Genomic DNA, 20,571 nt, shown 5'->3' with positions numbered 1-20,571 from the left:
GTCAGTCCGCCATGCGGGCCGCGTAGGCGGTGACCTCCATCGGGGTTTCGTACTCGACGAAGTCCGGGGTCGTCCACTCCTCGGTCATGTCCTGCTCCTCTTTCCGGGGGCTGATCGCCGCCACCCTAGGAGCGCGCGGAGGGTACTGACCAGAATTTTCGCCCCGCTTTCGGAAAGATTCCTTCCGATGGGGGAGCCGACGTGTCGGTGAGCGGGCTACCTTACCGCAGCTTCGAGTTCCACCAAGGCCGTGTCGAGGTGTGTCAGGATCCGCTGCAGGTGCGGGACGCTGCGGCGGCAGCCCGTGATACCGAAGTCGAGGTGATCGCCGTTGCTGGTCAGCGTGATGTTCACGGCCTGGCCGTCGAGCAGCACCGACGCCGGGTAGATGCCGTCGAGCTGGGCGCCGTTCCAGTACATCTGCTTGCGCGGGCCGGGCACGTTCGAGATCACCAGGTTGAACGGCGGCCGCGTGTTCTTGACGACGCCCGGGATCGGCGAGACGCCGAGCTGCGCGACGTTCACCGCCGAGAGCAGCAACGTCTGCAGCGGCGTCAGTTCCGAGAACAGCCGCTTGCCGTTGCGCATCGACTGGTGGATCGTGACGAGCCGCTTGCCCGCGTCCGGCAGGTCGGTGGCGAGGTTGCACAGCAGCGCGCCGATGTTGTTGCCCGCCGCCTCACCCGGATCGTTCTGGCGCCGCAGCGACACCGGCACCATCGCGATGAGCGGCGCGTCCGGCAGCGCGCGCTGTTCGATGAGGTAGTCCCGCAGCGCGCCCGAGCACATCGCGAGCACGACGTCGTTGCGCGAGACCCCGGCCGCGGTCGCCACCTGGCGGACGCGGTCCAGCGGCCACTTCTGCGCCGCGAACCGCCGCGCGCCGCCGATCGGCACGTTGAGCATGGTCTTCGGCGCCTGGCCCGGCAGCGTCAAGGTGTGTTCGCCGAACGCCTCCCGCGCCACCTTCATCGCGGCGGGAGCCAGGCTCGCGAGCTGGTTGGCCGTCTTGCTCGCGGTCTGCAGGAACGACCGCGGGCGCTTCGCGCGTTCTTCGCCCGGCTTGCGCCGGCTGCCCCACCACGGCGGGCAATCCATGTCCGCCGGGTCGTCCGAGAGCGAGCCCTGCAGCTGGCGCAGCGCCGAAACGCCGTCCATCAGCGCGTGGTGGACCTTGGTGTAGACGGCGAACCGGCCGTCGTCGAGCCCTTCGATGAGGTGGGTCTCCCAGAGCGGCCGGTGCCGGTCGAGCAGGGTGCTGTGCCAGCGGCTGGTCAGCTCCAGCAGCTCGCGGACCCGGCCCGGCTGCGGCAGCGCCGAGTGCCGGAAGTGGTAGTCGAGCTCGAGTTCGGTGTCGTTCGCCCAGGCGACGTGCCCCATCGTGTTGACCGGCCTGGCCGGCCGGCGCCGGAACACCGAGCGCATGTTGTCCGACTCGAGCAGCGAACGCCGGACGTCGCGGAGGTAGTCGTCGCCGGCGCCCTCGGGTTTCTTGAACAGCTGCAGACCGCCCACGTGCATCGGATGCTCGCGCGTTTCGACGAGGAGGAACATCGAATCGGTCACGGGCATCATCGCCATGGGACATCACCTTCTCAAGCTCGGCACGCCGACTCTACGCGCTCGGCGGCCGCCGGTGGATCACGTTCTACTCTGGCGAGTATGACCGCCCGCGGCGCCGGGGAAACGTCCTTGCCACCGATGGCCGACTGCGTCGTGATCGGCGGCGGGGTGATCGGCCTCAGCTGCGCGTTCCGGCTCGCCGAAGCCGGCGTGCACGTGCTGCTCCTCGAGCGCGGCGAGCTGGGCGGCGGCTCGACGGCGAAGGCCGCGGGCGGCATCCGGTCGTCGTTCACCAGTCGCGTCAACGTCGAACTCGGCCTGCGCGGGCTGGCCGCGTACAGCGCTTTCTCGCGGGACTTCGGCATCGAGATCGACTTCCGCCGCGACGGCTACCTCTACCTCGTCACCGACCCGGCCGACGTGCCCGCGTTCGAACGCTGCGCCGAGCTCCAGCGCGAGTTCGGCGTCCGCAGCCACCTGCTCGACCCCGGCGAAGCGAAGAACGTGCTCCCGCTGGTGGAGACCGACGGCCTCGTGGCCGCGCTTTGGTCGCCGGACGACGCCAAGGCGACGCCGGACGCGGTCGTCCAGGGGTACGCGAGAGCGGCCCGCGCACACGGCGCGAAGCTGCGGACCGGCGTCGAGGTCACCGGGATCGAGCGCGACGGCGACGCGCTGACCGGCGTCGTCACGACGGCGGGGTTCGTCCGGACCGGCGCGGTGGTGTGCGCGGCCGGCGCGTGGTCGGGCCGGGTCGGCGAGCTGGCCGGGCTGGACCTGCCGGTGCGCCCGTTCCGGCGGCAGGTCGTGTTCACCGGGCCGGTGCGCGGGCTGCCGGAATCGGTTCCGCTCACCATCGAGATGCCGTCGGCCTTCTACTTCCACCGCGAGGGCCCCGGCCTGGCGATGTCGTTCTCGGAGGACGACGGCGTCCCCGGCTTCGACACGCGGTACGAGGCGGGCGAGTGGCTGCCGCGGCTGGCCGGGCTGGCGGGCCGCCGGATCCCCGCCGTGCTCGACGCCGGCGTCCGGACTGCCTGGGCCGGGCTGTACGAAACGACGCCGGACCGCAACCAGATCATCGGGGAAAGCGTCCTGCTGTCGCGGTTCTTCTACGCGACCGGCTTCTCCGGACACGGCTTCCAGATGGGCCCGGCCGCCGGCGAGCTGATCCGGGACCTCTACCTGCGGCGACGGCCGGCGGTGGACATCGCCGAGCTCGACGTCCGGCGGTTCGAAACCGTCGATACCGCACCGGTGGAACACAACATCGTCTAGGGGTTGATTGCCAGATCGTTCAACGATCTGGCAGTATCCGGGCCGTGGCTGTGAGTGGTGCTCGGGAGCTGGTGGACGCGCTGGAAGCGCTCGGAACGGAGATCGTCTTCGGCCTTCCGGGGGTGCACAACCTGCCACTGTGGGAGGCACTCGGTGAAACCCGCATCAAGCTCGTGGGCGTCCGCCACGAACAGACCGCCGGGTACGCCGCCGACGGCTACGCCCGCGCCACCGGCAAGCTCGGCGTCGCGCTGGTCACCACCGGCCCGGGCGCGGCGAACACCCTCGGCGCGGTCGGCGAGGCCATGGCGTCCGCGGCCCCGGTGCTGGTCATCGCCACCGACATCCCCTCGACGCTGCGGCGGCCCGGCGTCGTCCGCGGCGTGCTCCACGAGACGTCCGACCAGCAGGCGATGTTCGCGCCGGTCACCAAGGGCGGGTTCACCGTACGGGCCGCCGACCAGATCGGCACCACCGTCCACCGCGCCGCCCGGCTCGCGCAGCTGCCGCAGAGCGGCCCGGTCTACCTCGGCGTGCCCACCGACTACCTGCGCGAACAGGTGCCGCACCGCCGTCCGCCCGCCCCGCACCGCAAGCCCGACGTCGACGTCCCCGACCTCGCGCGGGCCGAGGCGATGCTGTCCGACGCGCGCCACCCGCTGATCTGGGCCGGCGGCGGCGCCCTGCGGTCGGGCGCGGGCGACGCGATCGGCGCGCTCGCCGAGAAGCTCGCCGCGCCGGTGATCACCACGTTCGCCGCCCGCGGCCTGCTCCCGCTCGACCACCCGTGCCTGGCGCCGAACCCGGTGCACACGCCGGAGGTCGGCGAGCTGTGGGACGAAGCCGACGTCGTGCTCGCCATCGGCACCGACTTCGACGGCCTGATGACGCAGAACTGGCGGATGCCCAAGCCACCCGCGCTGATCGCGGTCAACGTCGACGCCGACGACGCCGCCAAGAACTACCCGCCCGACCTGACGCTCGTCGGGGACGCGCGCTCGATCGTCGAGCGGCTGCTGCCGAAGCAGCGGGCCGGGCTCGACGACATCACGCTGCGGCTGGCCGGGATCGGCCGCCGCGTGCGCCAGCGGATCCGCGACGAGGAACCGCAGGCCTACGACTTCCTGTCCACTTTGGACGAGGTGCTGCCGACGGACGCGGTGCTCGTCTCGGACATGTGCGTCGCCGGGTACTGGGTCGGCGGCTTCCACCGGGTGCGGGCGCCGCGCAAGCTCGCCTACCCGATGGGCTGGGGGACCCTCGGCTACGGCTTCCCGGCGTCGCTCGGCGCCGCCGCGGCCGGCACCGGGCGCGCCATCTGCATCACCGGTGACGGCGGTTTCCTCTACGGCTGCGGCGACCTGGCGACGCTCGCGCAGGAGCAGCTGCCGGTCACGGTCGTCCTCGTCGACGACGGCGGGTACGGAATGCTCCGCTACGACCAGGACCGCGAAGGCCTGCCGCACCGCGGGGTCGACTGGGACAGCCCGGACTTCGTCGGCCTCGCCCGCTCCTTCGGGGTGCACGCCGACCGCGTCTCCGGCTTCGGGCGCGCGTTCCGGCGGCTGCTCGGCGAGTTCGTCGAGTCGGACGAGCCGAACGTGCTGGTCGTGAAGGCCAAGCTGAAGCCGCCGCTCAACACGTCGCCGCGGTGGTACCGGACATGAGGATCGGCGTCGACATCGGTGGCACGTTCACCGATCTCTGCGCGGTGGACGCGACCGGGATCGTCGCCGTCGGCAAGGTCCTGACCACGCACGACGAGCCGGCCCGGGCGGTCGAGGAGGGCCTGGCCGCGCTGCTGCCGGACCTCGGCGTCGTCGAGCAGGTGGTGCACGGGACGACGCTGGTCACCAACGCCCTGATCGAACGCACGGGCTCGCGCACCGCGCTGCTGGCCACCGCCGGCTTCCGCGACGTCCTCGAGATGCGCCGCGAGCACCGGTACGAGCTCTACGACCTGCACCTCGAACTGCCCGCGCCGCTCGTGCCGCGGCACCTGCGGTTCGACGTCCCGGAGCGGATCCTCGCCGACGGGTCCGTCCACACCGGACTCGACGAGGAGTACGTCGCCCGGCTCGGCCGGGAACTGGCGGACCGCGGGATCGAGGCCGTCGCGGTCTGCTTCCTGCACGCCTTCACCAATCCCGCGCACGAGCGCCGGGTGGGCGAGATCCTCGCCGAGGTCGCGCCATCGCTGCGGGTGGCGCTGTCCTCCGAAGTCGTTCCCGAGATCCGCGAGTTCGAGCGGGCGTCGACGACGGTCGCCAACGTCTACGTCCAGGACCTCACCGAGCGGTACCTGCGCGATCTCGAACAGCGCCTGCGCCGGCTGGGGATCGGCCGCGCGCCGCACATCATGCTGTCCAACGGCGGGCTGGCCACGGTGGACACCGCGGCCCGGTACCCGATCCGCATCCTCGAGTCCGGCCCGGCCGGCGGTGCGCTGGCCGCCGCGGCAGTCGGGCCGGACGACCTGCTGGCTTTCGACATGGGGGGCACCACAGCCAAGTTGTGCCTGGTCGCCGGGGGCGCGCCCCTGGTGACGCACCAGTTCGAAGTGGACCGCAAGTACCGGCTGCTGCCCGGGTCCGGGCTGCCGGTGCGGGTGCCGGTCACGGACATGATCGAGATCGGCGTCGGCGGCGGCTCGATCGCCCGGATCGACGCGCTGGGCCTGCTCACCGTCGGCCCCGATTCGGCGGGGTCCGAGCCCGGCCCGGCCTGCTACGGCCGCGGCGGCACCGAGCCCACGGTCACCGACGCCGACCTCGTGCTCGGCTACCTCGACCCGGGCTACTTCCTCGGCGGCGGCATGCGCCTGGACGCCGGGGCCGCGCGAGCGGTGCTCCGCGAAAAGATCGCCGATCCGCTCGGGGTGAGCGTCGAAGAGGCCGCCTGGGGCATCCACACGAGCGTCAACGAAGACATGGCCAACGCGGCCCGGGTGCACGCCGTCGAGCGTGGGCACGATCCGGCGAAGCTGCCGATGTACACCTTCGGCGGGGCGGGCCCGGTGCACGGTGTCGGCGTCGCGCGAGCGCTCGGGGCGCCCTCGGTCGTCGCGCCGCCCGCCGCCGGGGTGCTGAGCGCGGCCGGGTTCCTCACCGCGCCGCTGGCGTTCGACTTCGTGCGGTCGGCTCGCGCGGCCGTCCACGACCTGACGTGGGAGCAGGTCGACGCGCTGTTCGCCGAGATGGAAGCCGAGGGCGCGGCGCTGCTGGCGAAGTCCGGGGTGGACGACGTGACGCACCACCGCGTCGCCGAGATGCGCTACACCGGGCAGGGCTACGAGATCCGCGTCCCGGTCCACGACGGGCCGTGGCCGGAAACGCTGGTCGACGAGTTCACCCGCACCTACCGCGCGCTCTACCGGCGCACCGGACCCGCGGTCGGCGTCGAGGTGCTGAACTGGCGGGTCGTTTCGAGCGGGCCGAAGCCGGTCGTAACCCTCCGCCTGGCCTCGTCTGACGCGCCGGGGGAGGCGCGCAAGGGCACGCGCAAGGCGTACTTCTCGCCGGGTGGATTTGTCGACACGGCGGTGTTCGGCCGGTACCGGCTGACCCCGGGGACCCGTGTCGACGGACCGGCCATCGTGGAGGAACGCGAGTCCACTGTGGTCGTCCCGCCCGGTGCGCACTGCGTTGTCCGGGGTGACGGCGCGTTGGAGGTGACAGTGTGACTGTCGACCCCATCGTCGCCGGGCTGTTCGGCAACCGCCTGCACTCGATCCTCGCCGAGCAGCAGAACGCGCTGGTCAACACGGCCTTCTCCGCGGTCGTGCGGGAGTCGCTCGACCTGGCGTGCGCGGTGTTCGACTCGCGCGGCGAGATGATCGGCCAGTCCGTCGGCGGCACGCCGGGGCACATCAACGCGATGGCGACCGGCATGCACCACTTCGTCGCGGCGTACCCGCCGGAGACCCTCGAACCGGGCGATGTGCTGCTCACCAACGACCCGTGGCAGACCGCGGGCCAGATCAACGACATCACGGTGGCGACCCCGGTGTTCCGGAGTGGCCGGCTGGTCGCGTGGTTCGCCTCGTGCTGCCACGCCCCGGACATCGGCGGGCGGCTGGTGTCCGCCGAAGCCCACGAGGTCTTCGAGGAAGGCCTGCGCCTGCCGATCCTGAAGTTCCTGCGCGCGGGTGAGGTCAACGCCGACCTCGAGCGGCTGATCCGGGCGAACGTCCGGACCCCGGAGGAGACCATCGGCGACCTGTACGCGCAGGTCACCGGCAACGAGGTCGGCGCGGCGAGCTTGCTGCGGCTGCTGGACGAACTCGGCCTCGACAGCCTGGACGAAGTCGCCGCCGAGATCATGGACCGCTCGGAACGGGCGCTGCGCGACGCGCTGCGGGCACTGCCCGACGGCACGTACACCAACGAGATCGTCACCGACGGCTTCGACGACGAAGAGATCGCCCTGCGCGTCACGGCCACTGTGGACGGTGACGAGATCCACCTCGACTTCGCCGGTTCGTCGCCGCAGAGCCGCCGCGGGATCAACGTCGTCCTGAACTACACGCGGGCGTACGCGTCGTTCGCGGTCAAGGCGGCGATCTCGCCGGAGGTGCCGCACAACGCCGGCTCGTTCCGGCCGGTGCACGTCACCGCGCCCGAGGGGTCGGTGCTGAACTGCCTGCCGCCGGCGCCGGTCGCGTCCCGGCACCTGATCGGGCACTTCCTGCCGTCGCTGCTGATCGGCGCGCTGCCCGGCACGGCGATCGCGCCGAGCGCGGACGCGCTGTGGATGACCATCTGGCGCGGGCCCGGGTTCATGCTGAACGTCTTCCAGACCGGCGGTATGGGCGCGCGCCGGGACAAGGACGGCCTGTCCGCCACGGGGTTCCCGAGCGGCCTGCGGTCGACGCCGACCGAGGTGATCGAGACCATGGCGCCGCTGGTCCAGTACGCGCGGGAGCTGCGCGCGGACTCCGGTGGCGCCGGCCGGTGGCGCGGCGGCCTCGGACAGGTGACCACGATGGGCGCACTCGGCGTGACTTCCTGGAGCGTCAACGGCAATGTCGACCGGGTACGGGCCGCGGCGTCCGGGGTGGACGGCGGGAGCCCCGGCGCTCCCGGTCGGTTCGGCCTGCGTGGCGGGGCGGACCTGCCCGCGAAGAGCCGCGTGCCGCTGGCTCCCGGGTCCGTTGTGGACGTCACGCTGCCGGGTGGTGGTGGGTACGGGCCGCCGTCCGAGCGGCCGGTGGCGGCGGTGCTCGCCGACGTCGTCGAGGGGTACGTCTCGGTGGCGGCGGCGCGCGAGGTGTACCGCGTCGAAGTGCGCTACCTCGGGGACCCGGACGCGCTCGTCCGGCTGCCCGGGGACTACGCGGTGGACGAAGAGCAGACAGCACGACTGAGAGCGGGGCAGTGAACATGGGTCGGTTGGCCGGCAAGGTTGCGGTGGTCTTCGGCGGCGCGCGGGGCATCGGCCTCGCCACGGTGAAGGAGTTCCTCGCCGAGGGCGCGACGGTCTTCGCATCCGACATCCGCGAGCCCGCGGAAGCGCTCGACGGCTACCGCCACTCCATAGTGGACGCCACCGACGAGGCCGCCGTGACGGCGTTCGTCGATCGCGTGATCGCCGAGGCCGGCCGCATCGACGTGCTGTTCAACAACGTCGGCATCCACCTCGGGAAGTCCCTGGTGGACACCACGCTGGCCGAGTTCGACCACATCTTCGCGCTCAACGTGCGGGCCGCCTTCCTCGGCACCCGCGCCGTGCTGCCGCACATGATCGAACAGCAGGCCGGCAGCATCGTCACGACGTCGTCGAACGGCGGCGTGATGGGCCGCCCCGGCGACCCGGTGTACAACGCCACCAAGCACGCGCTGGTCGGGCTGACGAAGTCCATCGCCGTCGCGCACGCGCACCAGGGCATCCGGGCCAACACGGTGAACCCCGGCGCGATCGACACCGACATGCTGCGCAGCACCCTCGCCTCACCGGAAGACTTCGAGGCCAAGCAGCACCAGCTGGTCGCGAGCACGCCCGCGGCACGGGTCGGCGAGGCTTGGGAGGTCGCGAAGGCCGTGGTGTTCCTGGCGAGCGACGAGTCCCGGTTCGTCAACGGCGTCGTGCTGCCGATCGACGGCGCGAAGGCCGCGGGGGCGATGCCGGGCAACCGGTACAGCCTGGACTTCGAACTCGGCGTCAGGTAGTGCCGTGACAGTCGATGCCTCGGGACTGGAGAGCGCGCGGCACCTGCTCGAGCGCAGCGGCACGGCCGAACGGGTCGCCGCGATCCTGCGCCAGTACATCACCGACGGCGTCTTCGCCCCCGGTGAACGGCTGTCCGAGCCGGTGATCAGCTCGGCGCTCGGCGTCTCGCGCAACACCCTGCGCGAATCGTTCCAGCTGCTCGCCCACGAGCGGCTGGCGGTGCACGAGCTGAACCGCGGCGTGTTCGTGCGCGAGCTGACGACGGAGGACATCGAAGACCTCTACGTCGTGCGCCGGGCGACCGAATGCGGTGCCCTGCGGCGCGCGGCCGAGCTGTCCACAGTGGATCTTTCGGTGGTCGAGCGCGCGCTCCGGGACGGCCGGACGGCGGCGGCGGCCGAGGACTGGCCGTCGGTCGGCACCGCCAGCATCCACTTCCACCAGGCCCTCGCCGACCTGGCCGGCAGCGAGCGCCTGTCCGCGACGATGCGCCAAGTGCTCGCCGAGACGCGGTTGTTCTTCGTGCTCAACGAGAACACGCGCGAGTTCTACGAGCCGTTCCTGGACTGCCACGAGAAGATCCTGCGCGACCTGCGCCGCGGCCGGTTCGACGCCGCCGAGGCCGCGCTGGACCGCTACCTGCGTGACGCCGAAGTGCTGCTGCTCGAGCTCAGTGCACCGGAAACCGGGAACACCACGCTGAACGAGTAGGGCCGGTGGACCGTGACAAGGTGGTACCGCCCGTCGGCGCCGGCCACCCAGCGGTGCCAGGCGATCGTGCGGAGGACGGAACACGTGCGGTAGCCGACGGCGGGCGCGGCGGCCGGCCCGGCCGTGGCGGCCGGTGCCGAGGCGAGCAGCACGGCGGTCACGGCGGCGACGATCCCCGCACGTCGGAAGCACACCACCCCCACTCAACCCGGGGGCAACCCCTGACCGGAAAGGATTCGAGCCGGTTCAAATCCACCGCCCCGGCTGCTACCGTCGGTGAAGTGTTCAAGCTGCGGGTCGATGCCGAGACGGTGGCCAGGACACGGTTTTCCCCGTCGCTGGCGGCGGAGTCCCTCGCCTGGCTGAAGCTCGCCGCCGACGCGGGGCGGCACCCGGTGTTCGGTGATCCCGGCCCGCTCGCCCGCGCGGCGCTTTCCCACCCGGACGTCGCCCTGCTCCTGGACCTGCTGCCGCGCCCCGGCGAGGTCTACACCCCCGACCTGCTCACCCCGCAGCCCGGCACGGCGACCCGGCACCGGGAGCTGCTCGACGAGCAGATCGCGCGGATCGAGGCGACCACGCAGGACGAGGTCGAGGCCCAGGTGCTGGCCCACACGCAGGTCCACTGGACCAGGCCGGTGCCGGTCGCGGCCCGGCGGAGCGTGGAGTCGGGGACGCTGCCGCGGCGCCTGGCCAACGGCCTCGCCCGGTTCTGGCGGGACGCGCTGGCCGAGGACTGGGCCGGCCTGCACGCGGTCCTCGACCGGGACATCACCCACCGCGCGCAGGCCATCGCCCGGCACGGTGTCGGCGGGGTGCTCGGCAGCCTGCACCCCACCATCGGCTGGGCCGGTGACGCCATCACGGTCGTGAAGCCGTTCGACGGCGAGGCCGACGTCTCCGGCCGGGAGCTGGTCCTCGCGCCGGGCGTGCTCAGCTGGCCCGGCACCAGCATCCAGATCGACGTCCCCGGCCAGGTCGTCCTCTGCTACCCGGCCCACGGGGTCGGCACCGGCGCCGACCACCGGCCGGGCCGGATCGCACCGGTCGTCGGCGCGGCCCGGGCGGCGCTGCTGGCCGACCTCGAACCCGCGCGGTCGACCGCCGAGCTCGCCACCCGGACCGGGTACAGCCCGGGCACCGTCTCCTACCACCTGAGCGCGTTGCACCGGGCGGGCCTGGTCAGCAAGGTCCGGGACGGGCGGTACGTGCTCTACCGGCGGACCGCCCAGGCCGCCGCCCTCCTCGAAGGTGACGTGGGCGGGTAGAAAAGGGGTTCGGACGCCGAGCGTGACGAGGAGCCGTCGATGCCCCCTGCTGTTCGCCCGCTGGACGGGATCAAGGTCGTCGACCTCTCCCGCATCCTCGCCGGGCCGTACTGCACCCAGTACCTCGGCGAGATGGGCGCGGACGTGGTGAAGGTCGAGCCGCCGGGCCACGGCGACGACACCCGGGGCTGGGGGCCGCCGTTCGTCGGCGAGGAGGCCGTCTACTACCTGGCGGCGAACCGGAACAAGCGCGGGATCGTGCTCGACCTCAAGAGCGACCGCGGCCGCGAAGCCCTCCGGCGGCTGGTCGCGGACGCCGACGTCCTGGTCGAGAACTTCCGCCCGGGGACGCTCGAGAAGTGGGGCGTCGGGTACGCCGAGCTGTCCGCGCTCAACCCCCGGCTGATCCACGTGTCGATCACCGGGTTCGGGCAGACCGGGCCGTACCGGGACCGCGCGGGGTACGACCTGGTGGCGCAGGCCCTCGGCGGCGTGATGTCGCTGACCGGCGAGCCGGACGGCGCGCCGGCGAAGGTCGGGCTGCCGGTGGCCGACCTGAACGCGGGGACGTGGGCGATCATCGGCGTGCTGATGGCGTTGCAGGCCCGGCACACGACCGGCCGCGGCCAGTACCTCGACGTGTCCCTTTTGGACAGTCAGCTGGCCTGGCACGTGTATGCGGCGGGCGCGCACTTCTACGACACCCCGCGGCCGCGCCGGATGGGCTCGGCGCACCCGAGCATCGTCCCGTACCAGGGCTACCACGTCGCCGACGGCTGGCTGATCATCGCGGTCGGCAGCGAAAAGCTGTGGCACGCGTTCTGCGGGGTGCTCGGCCTGGACATCGCCTCCGATCCGCGGTTCTCCTCGAACGCTCTGCGCGCCGCGCACCGCGACGAGCTGAACGCGCTGCTGGAACCGGTGCTCCTGACCCGCCCGGCGGCGGAGTGGATGAAGGCGTTCGACGCGGCGGGCATCCCGGCGGCCCCGATCAACGAGATCGACGACGTCTACGCGGACCCGTGGGCGGCGGCGCGCGAGCAGGTGGTCCGGCTGCCGCACCCGACGGTGGGGACGTACGTGGGCACGGGCTTCCCGGTGAAGGCGTCGGACACCCCGGCCCGGCCGACGTCCGCCCCGCCGACCCTGGGGCAGCACACCGCGGAAGTGCTGGCCGAGCTGGGGTACTCGCCGGAAGAGATCGCCGGGTTCCTGGACTGACCGGCCACTTTTCGAGAGCGAACTGTGCACGATGGAGTGTTCGCGCTCGCCGTTCCTGCCTGGTAGGGATGGGGGCAGGACTGAGGAGGACCGATGTCAGCACAGCACGCCCTGTGGCACCCGTTCGCCGACATGGGCGCGGTCGACGGCGACCGGATGGTCATCACCCGAGGCGAGGGCTCGTACGTCTGGGACGACGCGGGCCGCAGGTACTTCGACGCGACGGCGTCGCTCTGGTACGCGAACTTCGGCCACGGCCGCCCGGAGATCACCGGAGCCGTCTCCCGCCAGCTGGGGGAGCTCGACTCGTGGAACCTGTTCGGCTACAACGCGAACCGGCCGGCGATCGAGCTGGCGGACCGCGTCGCCGCGCTGGCGCCGGAGCCGGGATCGAAGGTGTTCTTCGGCTCGGGCGGCGGCGACGTCATCGACACGGCGGTGAAGCTCGCGCGGGCGTACTTCGCCCAGACCGGGCGTCCGGAGAAGGTGCACGTGATCGGCCGTGCCCAGGGTTACCACGGAACGCACGGGTTCGGCACGGCGGTGGGCGGAATCCCGGCCAACGCGGCAGGCGTCGGCCCGCAGCCACCGGAGTTTTCCCACGTCCCGTACGACGACGCGGCGGCGCTGGAGGCGGAGATCCAGCGGGTCGGCGCGGCCCGCGTGGCGGCGTTCTTCTGCGAACCGGTGATCGGAGCCGGCGGAGTGCTGCTCCCGCCGGAGGGCTACCTCGAGGAGGTGGCGGCGATCTGCCGCCGGCACGAGGTGCTGTTCGTCGCGGACTGCGTGATCGCGGCCTGGGGCCGGCTCGGCACGTGGTTCGGGATCGATCGCTGGCCGGTGCGGCCGGACCTGATCACGACGGCCAAGGGCATCACGGGCGGAACCATCCCGCTGGGCGCGTTGGTGGTGGCCCCGAGGGTGGCCGAGCCGTTCTTCACGGGTGAGCCGGGAGCCCCGATCTTCCGCCACGGCCCCACGTACGCGGGCCACCCGGTGGCCTGCGCGGCCGGGTTGGCGACGTTGGACATCTACGAGCGCGAGGGGCTGATCCTCCGCGGCCGCGAGCTGGAGAAACCCCTGGCGGACGCGGTATCGGGCGTCAGCGGGCACGCACTGGTGGCGGAGGTCCGGGCCGGACTGGGTTTCCTGGCGGCGGTGGAGCTGACGGCGGAGGTGCTGGAAGCCGACCCGGGAGCCCCGGTGAAGCTGCAGCGAGCCTGCCGCGACGAGGGCGTGATCGTGCGGAACCTGGGCCGGGGCGTGGCGGTGTCGCCGCCGTTGGTGGCGGCCGAGCCGGAGCTGGACCTGCTGTCGGCGGCCCTGCCGAAGGCGCTGGACCGCCTGGCGGCACAGGTGTGAGAGAGGTGCGTGGCGCTTTCCTGTCCTCCGACGGCAGGAAAGCGCCACGCACCGAGCCGGCGGCGTCCCCCAGTCCGCCGCCGACCCAGCCTCATCCCGGCCCCGGCGAGCGCTCACCTCAGGAAACGCAGAACTCGTTCCCCTCCGGGTCCGCCATCGTCACCCAGCTGTGCGGCCCCTGCCGCCCCCGCCACAGGAACTCCGCGCCACGCGCCTTCAGCTTCTCCAGGGTCGCCTCGACGTTCTCCGCGCCCACCCACACGTCCACGTGGACCCGGTTCTTCACCGTCTTCGCCTCCGGAACCTCCTGGAACAGGATCCGCCGCGGTGGTCCCTCCGGTGGCGAGTCCGGGTGCCGGATCCCCGCTCCCGCTCTCCACACCAGCGAACCGCGGTAAGTCCGGGTTTCCTCTTCCTTGGCGTACCCCTTCGCGATCATCTCGCGGATGAAGTCTTCGTCCGTCGGTTCCACGGACCAGCCGAGGGTCTCGGCCCACCAGTCGGCGAGCACGTGCGGGTCGGCCGAATCCACCACTACCTGGAAGTCATGCGCCATACCGGCACATTAACGACCGAGTCCGACATTTTCCGGAGCATCGGGTCCTCGGGCACGACCGTGAAGCGCCACTTGTCCACGCCGCCGCCCATGATTTCGGCGTACCGGCGGGCACCGTCGGCGTTGGCGAACCGCACCTGCTGGCCGTTCGTCAGGTGGGTGATCTTGACCGCCACGACTACCTCCCGAGTTTGTGGGCCGGCCCGCGGAGCTTCCCCCTCCGGGACCGGCAGGCACAGTAGAACACATGTTCGACCGGCCGCGCCACTCTCTCCCCCAAGTAGGGGAGCGAAAGGAGAAACCGCAGGTCAGAGCGGTCGGATCAGCGCGACACGCGGCCAGGCGTCCAGGCCGCGGGCGGCTTCGGCACGGCGGATCGAGCGCAGTCCGGCGCCGATTTCCGCGGCCGGGATCACCCGGAACCGCAGCCGCTCGTAGTACGGCGCGTTCCACGGCACGGTTTCGAACGTCGTCAGCGTCAGCGCCGTCAGCCCCCGCGACCGAGCCCACTCGGCGAGCGTCTCGATCAGCGCGCCGCCCAGCCCGCGCCGCGCGTGCGACGGCCGGACCGAGACCTGCTCGATGTGCGCGCACCCGTCGACGACCGCGGCGACCAGGTAGGCCACCGGCCGGTCGCCGGCGTCGACGCTCACCCACGCGCGCCCGTCGGACTGGTACACCGCCAGCTCGGCCACCGAGCCGGGGTCGTCGTCGGCGATCGCCGCCATGCCGACTTCGCGGAAGAGCTCGCCGGCCTCCCGCTCGATGTCGATGAGGGCAGGCAGGTCGTCGGGGCGCGCGAGCCGGATCACCCGGGCAGTTCTACGCGCCCGCGCGGAATTCTCACAGCGAATAAGACGCGATCGCCCGCTGGATCCGGATCGCGTACTCCTGCAGGGCGGTGATCGCCGTGTGCCGGGTCTCGTCGGTGATCCGGGCGGCCGGCCCGGCCATGCTCAGCACGGTGGGCCGCCTGCCGATCGTCTGCACCGGCACCGAACAGGCCCAGACGCCTTCGTCGAGCTCACCGGAGCTGACCGCGTACCGGTTTTCCAGTGCCCGCTTGAGTTCGTCGCGCACGGCGGTGCCGCGCTGCTCGACGATCGACGCCCACCGCCGGTCCCGCTCGATCTCCGGCAGCAGCGCGAGCAGCATCTTCCCGGACGCGCCGACCCCGAGCGGCAGCGAATGCCCCGGCTCGAACGTGAACCGCATGGCGCGGTCGCACTCGACGCGGTCCGCGCAGACGGCGGAGTCGCCGAACTGCTGGAACAGCATCACCGTCTCGCCGAGCTCCCGCGCGGCTTCCTCCATGGCCGGCCGCGCCAGGCGCACCATGTCGTTCGCCAGCTGCGCGGCCCGCGCCAGCGGCATCACCTGGCTGGTCAGGTGGTAGTGCCCGGCCCGGCCCTCCTCGAGCAGCTGGAGCTCCTTGAGCAGGGCTACGTACCGGTAGGTCGTCGCCACCGGGGTACCGATCGTCGCGGCCAGTTCGGCGACGCTCGCCTCGCACCGGCGCTCCGAAAAGGCCAGCAGCAGCTGGAGGACCTTGCGGGAACTGCTGGCACCGGGGGTGCGTCGGGGGGAAGTGGTGGCGGAACCGTCGACGGTACTGACGGCAGGCGTCATCGTAACCTCTCGGTGAGACAAAAACGACCTTCGCTATCACACGGGGTGAATAAATTAGCACGTAGTGTGAAACAAAAGCCAGGATTCCCGGCGGCAACCCGGGAAAAGAGGCTGCCGCCGGCGCACCCGGGTCACATCGTGAGGAACTCGCCCGGTTTCGTCACCACGGGTGACTCGACGTAGAGCCCGCGGTACTCGTCCTGAATGCCGGAGTTGTGCACCTGCAGCGCCAGCGGGCCGACGCGCCCGGCGGTCTTGTCGGTGAACCGCAGCACTTCGACGCCCTTGCAAGTGACGGCGGAAGCGGTGAGCGGGCAGCACGCCATCCGCGCCACGCCGGTGGCGGCGTCGCCGATCAGCTCGCACTGCGCCCACTTCTTGATGTCGATGGTCGTGTGCGGCAACTGCTGGAACAGTTTCCCGCCGCCGTCGTTGTGCCCCGGCCGGTAGTCCCAGTGCCCGCCGTTCGGCGGCTGGAACTGGATGGCGCTCAGCGCGTCGCGGATCGGCTCGGTGGTGCCCCAGATCAGCACGGTCGGTTTGTGGTTGCCCTTGACCTGCCGGACATTGAATATCCACCGAAACGTGCCGACCTGCTGTTTGTTGTAGTACAACCAGCCGCGCGCGGTGCCATTGCCGTGGATGACGCCGTTTTTCGCCGACCAGAGACCCGTTTTCGACGATGTCCAAGCGCTCAGGCCGGTGCCGTCGAACATCGAGACCAAATTCGGGTCGCCATACGGGTTGTCGGCCGCCGCGGCCGGCGCCGGGACCGAAGCCGCGACGATCCCCGCGGCCACCACGCCGAGAAACTTCCGGAACATCCTGCCGTCCTCTCGTCGAACGCTGATCGAGGGTTCGGACGGCGGATTTTCACGTTAGGAGCCGCGCGGGTGGACCGTCAACCGCGGTCCCGGTCACCGGTGAGGAACGGCGTCAGCAGGCCGGGGAGGGCGCGGTCGGCCAGCGCCAGCCCGTCCGCCTCACCGACGTCGAGCACCTGGTACTTGCCCTTGCCCGCGGCGACCGGCGCGATCAGCGTGACCAGGCCGGCCCGGCGCTGGAAGTACGAGCGCTCGACGACGATCCCGGTCAGCCCGTCGCAGCGGACCGCCGCCGTGCCGCGGTCCAGCGAACCCGACCGCGTCACCAGGTAGCGGCCGGTGAGCGCGTGGCCGAGGCCGCGGTAGCGGTCCCAGCCGACGAGCGCGGCGAACGGCACCAGCGCCAGCGCGACCTGCCACGGCCAGTCCGGCAGCACGCCGAGCCACGCCAGGCCGTAGAGCGCCGCGGCGAGCAGCAGCACGCCGAGCACCGCCCGCGAAAGCCGCCGGTACAACGCCCGGCGCGGGTGCCGCAGCAGCGGCGTCGCGACCGGGTCCTCGCCCAGCACCTCGGCGACGACCTCGTGCGCACGCACCAGCGGCGCCGGCGGCAGCAGCAGGCCGCCGCCCTTGTCCGCGCTCTTGCCTTCCCGCAGGCCGGCGGCGATGGCGACGCAGCGGGCGCCGCCGGCCAGCCGCAGCGGCAGCGGCTCGCGGATTTCGGCGCCGCGCAGGCGGTCCTCCTCGATCGACACCGACCGCGTGGTGATCAGCCCGCGCCGGACGTGCAGCGTGCCGGCGGGCTCGCGGGTGAGCCGGAAGTTCCAGAACGACAGCACGTACCCGCCGATCGACAGCAGCGAGACGAGCACCAGCAGCCCGGCGGCGGCGAGCACCAGGCTCAGCCACACCGGGGTGTCGGCGAAGTGCCCGACGACGGCCTGCACCAGGGAGAACTGGATCGGGTCGAAGTGCAGTTCGTGCGCGAAGTGGTACACGGTGCCGACGGCCGCGCCGACCACCGCGAGCCCGGACAGCGTGAACGGCGCGTACCGCAGCCACCGCTTGTCGACCGCGGCGATCAGCTGCTCCGCCGGCGCGGCGGCGGCCTTCTCGGAGACCGCCTCGGCTTTGCGGTGCAGCAGGAGCGTCCGCAGCCGCTGGGCCTCGGCGGTGGTGACGGCGTCGAGGACGAGTTCGTCCTTGTGCCTGCTCCCGTTCGAGTGCCGCCCGGTGCCGATCCGCGCGGCGGCCAGCGAGAACAGCCGGTGCTTCGGCTCGGAGGTGACGTCGACCGTGCGGATCCGGTCGCGCGGGATGGCCCGCTGCTTGCGCAGCAGCAGCCCGGTGTGCCACTCGACCTGCGACTCGGTGATCCGGTAGCGCGAGGTCAGCACGTGCGAGACGCCGGTGAACACGGTGATCGCGGTGACGGCGAGACCGACCCACTGCCACGATTCGCCGTGGCCGAACAGCAGCGCGCCCAGCAGCACCGGCAGCGACTTCACGACGTCGAGCACGGGCCGGATGAGCAGCATGCGCCGGTCGAGGTGGTGCCACGGCGCGTCCTGCGTGCCCTCGGCAGGCGGCAACACGACGGGCTCGGCTGTGCCTTCTGCCGCCTCCGCGGGAGAGAGTGCGTCGGCGGGGCTCACGTCGCGTCCCCTCGCACGGCCTGGGTCGTCTTCGTCAGCTCGTCGGCCAGCGCGAGCGCGCGGTCGTGCGCCAGGCCCGCGATGCGCAGCGGGCCCGCCGCGGATGCCGTCGTCACGGTGATCTTCGCCAGCCCGAACAGCTGCTCGAACGGGTCGCGCTCGATGTCGACGGTCTGGATCCGCGAGACCGGCGCGATCCGCCACTCCTGCTTCAGCCAGCCGGACTGCGTGTAGACGGCCTCGTCGGTGACCTCCCAGCGGTGCACGCGGTAGCGCCACTGGGGCATCACGATCAGGTGCAGCGGGCCGAGGACGCAAGAGAGCACCAGGGTCACCGTCAGGAACGCCGGTGCGTCGTCGCTGGTCACGACGATGAGCGTCTGCACTCCGATCAGGATGATCCACAGGATCGAGGCGGTCACCGTCCAGTAGCCGATGGCCCGGCGGCTGACCCGGTGCGCCGGCGGCCGAAGCCCGGGCGCCGTGTTCGTCGTGTGTTCGCTCACCGCTCAAGCGTGCCCGATCGGGGCCTTGCGTGCCCACGACACTTGTCACGATGGCGATCCGAACCGGCGTCGATCGCATGGCGTTACGATCGGCGACACCGTCGGCGGAATGGAATCCCTCGCGGGGTGTGTTGTGCTTGACGGACAGATGTATGGAGAGCAGGAGGATCCGGTGGGACTCGATCCCGACGACCTGTACGAGGTGGACTCGGACGTCCCCGACCTGACCGGGGCGGTGCTGCTGCACCACTTCGAAGGGTTCATGGACGCCGGCTCGGCGGGCCGTCTGCTGGCCGAGCACCTGCTGGGCGGCGAACACCGGGTGATCGCCCGCTTCGACGTCGACCGGCTCATCGACTACCGCTCGCGGCGGCCGACGATGACCTTCGCCGTCGACCACTGGGAGGACTACGACGCGCCCGAGCTGGTGGTGCACCTGCTGCACGACACCGACGGCGCGCCGTTCCTGCTGCTGTCCGGCCCGGAGCCGGACCACGACTGGGAGCGGTTCAGCGCGGCGGTCCGGAACCTCGTCGAGCGCTGGGGCGTCCGGCTGACCGCCGGGTTCCACGGCATCCCGATGGGCGCGCCGCACACCCGCCCGCTCGGCGTCACCGCGCACGCCACCCGCAAGGACCTGGTCGGTGACAACCAGCCGCTGCCGAACCGGCTGCAGGTGCCGGGCAGCCTCGCCGCGCTGCTGGAGTACCGGCTCGGCGAGTGGGGCCACGACGCCATGGGCTTCGCCGCGCACGTGCCGCACTACCTCGCCCAGTCGACGTACCCGGCGGCGTCGCTGATCGTCCTCGACGCGCTGAGCCGGGCGACCGGGCTGAGCCTGCCCGAGGGCGAGCTGCGCGCGGCCGCGGACCTGGCCGACGCCGAGATCAACCGGCAGGTCGCGGAGTCCGACGAGATCGCCGACGTCGTCCGTGCCCTGGAGCGGCAGTACGACACGTTCGTCGAGGCGTCCGACCGCGGCAGCCTGCTGGCGGAGTCGGTCGAGCACATGCCGACGGCGGAGGAGCTCGGCTCGCAGTTCGAGCGGTTCCTGGCCGAGCAGAACGGCAGCGACGGACCCGAGCGCTGATGGCGCGCTACGACGAGATCGGCGTCGGCTACGCGCGGGGCCGGCGGACCGATCCGCGCTGGCTCACGCCGGTGCTTTCCGCGCTGGGTTCGGCGGCTTCGGTGCTGGACGTCGGCTCGGGGACGGGGTCGTACGAGCCACCTTCGCGGCACCTCGTCGCGGTCGAGCCGTCGGCGGAGATGATCCGGCAACGTCGTCCCGAGGCCGCGCCCGTGGTGCGCGCGGTCGCGGAGGCGCTGCCGTTCGGGTCTTCGGCGTTCGACGCCGCACTGGCGGTGCTGACCGTGCACCACTGGCCCGACTGGCGTCGCGGGCTGGCGGAGCTGCGCCGGGTCTCGCGCCGCCAGGTGGTCCTGGCGTACGACACGGCGCTGCACAGCGACTTCTGGTTCGTGCGGGAGTACGTGCCGGAGGTCGCCGCGCTGGAAGCGTCGAGGCCGTCGGCGCCGGAGATCGCGGAGGTCCTGGGCGCGGTTTCGGTGACCGAACTGCCGGTGCCGTGGGACTTCACCGACGGCGTCTTCCCGGCGTACTGGCGGCGCCCGGAGGCCTACCTCGACCCGGCGGTGCGCCGGTCGTGCTCGGCGCTCGCGCAGACGGCACCGGCCGCGGTGGACCGCGGGATCGCCCGCCTGCGGGCGGACCTGGCGTCCGGCCGCTGGCGGGACGAGCACGCGGACCTGCTGGACCTCCCCGAGTGGGACGCGGGGTTCCGGCTCATCGTGGCCTAGTGCCGGGTG

20 protein-coding genes are annotated in these 20,571 nt (G+C 72.0%); 11 read left to right on the top strand and 9 right to left on the bottom strand.

Annotation, left to right across the window (positions count from 1 at the left end; all coding sequences use genetic code 11):
* Position 1: 1 nt before the first annotated feature.
* Positions 2–88 (bottom strand): pyrroloquinoline quinone precursor peptide PqqA, encoded by an 87-nt coding sequence (gene pqqA / locus QRY02_RS28870; RefSeq protein WP_043776987.1) that lies wholly within the window; start codon positions 86–88, stop codon positions 2–4.
* 128 nt (positions 89–216) lie between these two features.
* A complete protein-coding gene (locus QRY02_RS28865; protein ID WP_285985981.1) occupies positions 217–1,581 on the bottom strand; it encodes a WS/DGAT/MGAT family O-acyltransferase in 1,365 nt (454 codons plus the stop codon).
* A gap of 81 nt (positions 1,582–1,662) precedes the next feature.
* Here QRY02_RS28865 and QRY02_RS28860 point away from each other — a divergent pair, with 81 nt between their 5' ends.
* The 9 genes from QRY02_RS28860 (at position 1,663) to QRY02_RS28820 (ending at position 13,571) form a co-directional block, all read left to right on the top strand.
* Positions 1,663–2,841 (top strand): NAD(P)/FAD-dependent oxidoreductase, encoded by a 1,179-nt coding sequence (locus tag QRY02_RS28860; RefSeq protein WP_285985980.1) that lies wholly within the window; start codon positions 1,663–1,665, stop codon positions 2,839–2,841.
* 71 nt (positions 2,842–2,912) lie between these two features.
* On the top strand, positions 2,913–4,508 hold the full coding sequence (locus QRY02_RS28855) for a thiamine pyrophosphate-binding protein (protein ID WP_502874276.1): 1,596 nt from the start codon (positions 2,913–2,915) through the stop codon (positions 4,506–4,508).
* Complete coding sequence (locus QRY02_RS28850) at positions 4,505–6,523, top strand: hydantoinase/oxoprolinase family protein (RefSeq protein ID WP_285985978.1); 2,019 nt, start codon at positions 4,505–4,507, stop codon at positions 6,521–6,523. Before QRY02_RS28855 ends, QRY02_RS28850 begins: the two co-directional genes overlap by 4 nt.
* Complete coding sequence (locus QRY02_RS28845) at positions 6,520–8,220, top strand: hydantoinase B/oxoprolinase family protein (RefSeq protein ID WP_285985977.1); 1,701 nt, start codon at positions 6,520–6,522, stop codon at positions 8,218–8,220. The genes QRY02_RS28850 and QRY02_RS28845 overlap by 4 nt, the downstream gene beginning before the upstream one ends.
* Before the next feature lie 2 nt (positions 8,221–8,222).
* Positions 8,223–9,008 carry an SDR family NAD(P)-dependent oxidoreductase gene (locus QRY02_RS28840; RefSeq protein ID WP_285985976.1) on the top strand — a complete coding sequence of 262 codons (786 nt, stop codon included), beginning with the start codon at positions 8,223–8,225 and terminating at the stop codon, positions 9,006–9,008.
* A gap of 4 nt (positions 9,009–9,012) precedes the next feature.
* The gene (locus QRY02_RS28835) at positions 9,013–9,720 is read left to right on the top strand and encodes a GntR family transcriptional regulator (protein WP_285985975.1); all 708 of its coding nucleotides are present in this window, start codon (positions 9,013–9,015) and stop codon (positions 9,718–9,720) included.
* A gap of 281 nt (positions 9,721–10,001) precedes the next feature.
* Positions 10,002–10,988: a DUF5937 family protein gene (locus tag QRY02_RS28830; RefSeq protein WP_285985974.1), complete on the top strand. Its 987-nt coding sequence runs from the start codon at positions 10,002–10,004 to the stop codon at positions 10,986–10,988.
* A 39-nt stretch (positions 10,989–11,027) separates the two neighbouring features.
* The gene (locus QRY02_RS28825) at positions 11,028–12,209 is read left to right on the top strand and encodes a CaiB/BaiF CoA transferase family protein (protein WP_285985973.1); all 1,182 of its coding nucleotides are present in this window, start codon (positions 11,028–11,030) and stop codon (positions 12,207–12,209) included.
* A 93-nt stretch (positions 12,210–12,302) separates the two neighbouring features.
* On the top strand, positions 12,303–13,571 hold the full coding sequence (locus QRY02_RS28820) for an aminotransferase family protein (protein ID WP_285985972.1): 1,269 nt from the start codon (positions 12,303–12,305) through the stop codon (positions 13,569–13,571).
* Positions 13,572–13,689: 118 nt separating this feature from the next.
* Here the strand turns inward: QRY02_RS28820 and QRY02_RS28815 are convergent, their stop codons facing one another.
* From QRY02_RS28815 to QRY02_RS28785, 7 genes are all read right to left on the bottom strand, one after another.
* Entirely contained in the window at positions 13,690–14,106 is a 417-nt protein-coding gene (locus tag QRY02_RS28815) for a VOC family protein (RefSeq protein WP_353069598.1), read from the bottom strand.
* The gene (locus QRY02_RS28810) at positions 14,106–14,303 is read right to left on the bottom strand and encodes a hypothetical protein (RefSeq protein WP_004561810.1); all 198 of its coding nucleotides are present in this window, start codon (positions 14,301–14,303) and stop codon (positions 14,106–14,108) included. Before QRY02_RS28810 ends, QRY02_RS28815 begins: the two co-directional genes overlap by 1 nt.
* Positions 14,304–14,435: 132 nt before the next feature.
* A complete protein-coding gene (locus tag QRY02_RS28805; protein WP_285985970.1) occupies positions 14,436–14,939 on the bottom strand; it encodes a GNAT family N-acetyltransferase in 504 nt (167 codons plus the stop codon).
* Between the two features lie 31 nt (positions 14,940–14,970).
* On the bottom strand, positions 14,971–15,756 hold the full coding sequence (locus QRY02_RS28800; protein WP_285985969.1) for an IclR family transcriptional regulator: 786 nt from the start codon (positions 15,754–15,756) through the stop codon (positions 14,971–14,973).
* A 131-nt stretch (positions 15,757–15,887) separates the two neighbouring features.
* A complete protein-coding gene (locus tag QRY02_RS28795; RefSeq protein WP_285985968.1) occupies positions 15,888–16,472 on the bottom strand; it encodes a 3-keto-alpha-glucoside-1,2-lyase-like domain-containing protein in 585 nt (194 codons plus the stop codon).
* Positions 16,473–16,657: 185 nt separating this feature from the next.
* The gene (locus QRY02_RS28790; protein WP_502874138.1) at positions 16,658–18,175 is read right to left on the bottom strand and encodes a PH domain-containing protein; all 1,518 of its coding nucleotides are present in this window, start codon (positions 18,173–18,175) and stop codon (positions 16,658–16,660) included.
* 56 nt (positions 18,176–18,231) lie between these two features.
* Positions 18,232–18,741, bottom strand: a complete 510-nt coding sequence (locus QRY02_RS28785; protein ID WP_285985967.1) for a PH domain-containing protein — start codon at positions 18,739–18,741, stop codon at positions 18,232–18,234.
* 172 nt (positions 18,742–18,913) lie between these two features.
* Between QRY02_RS28785 and QRY02_RS28780 the strand changes: the two genes are divergently transcribed.
* Positions 18,914–19,831 carry a proteasome assembly chaperone family protein gene (locus QRY02_RS28780; RefSeq protein ID WP_285985966.1) on the top strand — a complete coding sequence of 306 codons (918 nt, stop codon included), beginning with the start codon at positions 18,914–18,916 and terminating at the stop codon, positions 19,829–19,831.
* Positions 19,831–20,562 (top strand): class I SAM-dependent methyltransferase, encoded by a 732-nt coding sequence (locus tag QRY02_RS28775; RefSeq protein ID WP_285985965.1) that lies wholly within the window; start codon positions 19,831–19,833, stop codon positions 20,560–20,562. Before QRY02_RS28780 ends, QRY02_RS28775 begins: the two co-directional genes overlap by 1 nt.
* The last annotated feature ends 9 nt before the right edge of the window (positions 20,563–20,571 follow it).

The sequence above is a fragment of the Amycolatopsis sp. DG1A-15b genome (genome assembly GCF_030285645.1).
GTDB lineage: Bacteria > Actinomycetota > Actinomycetes > Mycobacteriales > Pseudonocardiaceae > Amycolatopsis.
The sequence above is the reverse complement of the archived record's forward strand: the minus strand, read 5'-3'. Positions and strand labels throughout refer to the sequence as shown.